This is a genomic window from Aeromicrobium sp. PFPM2_SD2 (genome assembly GCF_057364525.1).
The window spans coordinates 1-2403 of record NZ_JBNFNZ010000377.1 but is presented as its reverse complement, the minus strand read 5'-3'; the positions used below and the strand labels follow the sequence as shown (position 1 = coordinate 2403).

At 72.2% G+C, this 2403-nt stretch carries 2 protein-coding genes and 1 pseudogene; 2 read left to right on the top strand and 1 reads right to left on the bottom strand.

The genetic code is table 11. The features are described from left to right. Positions 1–114 (top strand): annotated as a pseudogene (locus AC2W7G_RS13850) (hypothetical protein); the annotation flags it as partial. Positions 115–440: 326 nt separating this feature from the next. Next, positions 441–1907, top strand: coding sequence for a UDP-N-acetylmuramate dehydrogenase (locus AC2W7G_RS13845; protein ID WP_485868951.1), 1467 nt, complete (start codon positions 441–443; stop codon positions 1905–1907). Positions 1908–1914: 7 nt separating this feature from the next. On the opposite strand, the gene AC2W7G_RS13840 is transcribed toward AC2W7G_RS13845, so the two are convergent. Next, positions 1915–2160 carry a hypothetical protein gene (locus tag AC2W7G_RS13840; protein WP_485868950.1) on the bottom strand — a complete coding sequence of 82 codons (246 nt, stop codon included), beginning with the start codon at positions 2158–2160 and terminating at the stop codon, positions 1915–1917. Positions 2161–2403 lie beyond the last annotated feature (243 nt).

Genomic DNA, 2403 nt, shown 5'->3' with positions numbered 1-2403 from the left:
CGCAAGGAGGTCGTCTTCGACGTCCTGCGCCGCTGGCTCGAGCGGGCCGGCTACGAGGTGACCATCGTCGCCAACGTCACCGACATCGACGACAAGATCCTGGCCAAGGGCGCCGAGCAGGCGGGGGAGCGTTCGCATGGCCCCAGCCCACGCCCGCGGCCCCGCGCCGGCCAGGACGTGGGCGACCGCTGTGGACGCCCGGCGCACGCCCCGCCCGTGTGGACGGATCCGATTTCCGGCACCACGAGCCCGCACGGTACGATGGGCCCATCACCTCACCGGAGGTGAAATTCGCGCGCCTGCACCACCTCGCGAGGGGTGGACCGGGTCCTGGTCTCCTCGGAGCCCTTCTCGCTCGGCAGGCGCCAGGGTGTCGGCGGAGGTCGCCGGCACGTCAACCAGGACCGGCACGCGTCAGCGTGCCACAAGGAGGAACGGCCATGGCCGTCGTCACCATGCGTCAGCTGCTCGAGAGCGGCGTCCACTTCGGGCACCAGACCCGTCGCTGGAACCCCAAGATGAAGCGCTTCATCCTGACCGAGCGCAACGGCATCTACATCATCGACCTGCAGCAGTCGCTCGCCTACATCGACTCGGCGTTCGAGTACGTCAAGAACACCGTCGCCCGGGGCGGCACGATCCTGTTCGTCGGCACCAAGCGCCAGGCGCAGGAGCCGATCGAGGAGCAGGCCAAGCGCGTCGGCATGCCCTACGTCAACCAGCGCTGGCTGGGCGGCATGCTCACCAACTTCACCACGATGCACGCTCGTCTCCAGCGCATGAAGGAGCTCGAGGAGATCGACTTCGACGACGTGGCCGGCTCCGGTCGCACGAAGAAGGAGCTCCTGCAGATGCGTCGCGAGTACGACAAGCTCAACCGCACCCTCGGCGGCATCCGCGACATGGGCAAGACCCCGTCGGCGGTCTGGATCGTCGACACCAAGAAGGAGCGCCTGGCGGTCGACGAGGCCAAGAAGCTGGGCATCCCGGTCGTCGCCATCCTCGACACCAACTGCGACCCCGACGACGTCGACTACCCGATCCCGGGCAACGACGACGCCATCCGCTCGGTCGCCGTCCTGACCCGCGTCGTCGCGGTCGACGCCGACGCGTGCAGCGGCGCCAGCATCCACGTCCAGGCCGGCGAGCCGTGGGACGAGCTGGTCGCGCGCACCGTCGCCGAGGGCTGGGTGGGCGTCGAGGCGCTCTCGGGCATCCCCGGCTCGACCGGCGCCACCCCGATCCAGAACGTCGGCGCCTACGGCCAGGAGGTCGCGCAGACGATCTCGGCCGTCCGGGTCTACGACCGCCGCGAGAAGACCGTGCGGACGTTCTTCGCCGACCGGCTCGACTTCTCCTACCGGCACAGCCGGTTCAAGGACGAGCCCGGCCGCCACGTCGTGCTGACCGTGTCCTTCCAGCTGCGCCTGGGCGACCTGGGGGCGCCGGTCGCCTACGCCGAGCTGGCCCGCAGCCTCGGCGTCGAGGTGGGGGAGCGGGCGCCGCTGGCCGACGTCCGCGAGGCCGTCCTGGGTCTGCGCCGCGGCAAGGGCATGGTGCTGGACGCCGACGACCACGACACCTGGAGCGCCGGCTCGTTCTTCACCAACCCGGTGCTCTCGCCCGAGCAGGCCGACGCGCTGCCCGACGGCGCACCGCGCTTCGCCCAGCCGGACGGCTCGGTCAAGACGAGCGCGGCCTGGCTCATCGACCACGCCGGGTTCGGCAAGGGGCACGGCCACGGTGCGGTGTCGCTGTCGACCAAGCACCCGCTCGCGCTGACCAACCGGGGCGGGGCGACCACGGCCGAGCTGCTGGCGCTGGCCCGCGAGGTGCGCGACGGCGTCGAGCGGGCCTACGGCATCCGGCTGATCAACGAGCCGGTGCTGGTCGGCGCCGAGCTCTAGGCCCGGCTCAGACCGAACGGGGCTCGCCGCCCCCGCCGCTGCCGCCGCCGTCGAAGGTCGCCGCGGACACGACGACCAGCACGACCATCAGCAGCACGACGAGCACGAGCGCGACCGTCGTGACGATGCCCATGACCATGCCGGCCGTGGCCTCGGCGCGGTTGGTCCATCGTCCGGGCTGGGCGTCGATCTCGCGCCGGGCCCGGGCCCCGAGGACCCAGGCGAACGGCCCGGCCAGCGCCGGCAGGCACAAGAGCGGCGCCGCCGAGCGCGACGATGCCGACGACCAGCGCCGTCGTGGCGCGGCTGTTCCTGGGGTCGAGCGGGGCGTCGCCGGCGGGCCCGGGGCGGAAGGCTGGTCACCGGCTCAGCCTAGCCACGTTGGACGCGTTCTGCAGCGACTGGCCCACGCCGAGCGAGCCGTACAGGGCGGCGAGCACGCCGACGACGATCGCCGAGCCGCTGCCGCTGATGCCCTCGGGCCGGGCCAGCTGCG

Coding starts and splice junctions, on each gene's coding strand:
- AC2W7G_RS13845 (WP_485868951.1), top strand. CDS start 441: ATGGCCGTCGTCACCATGCGTCAGCTGCTCGAGAGCGGCGTCCACTTC.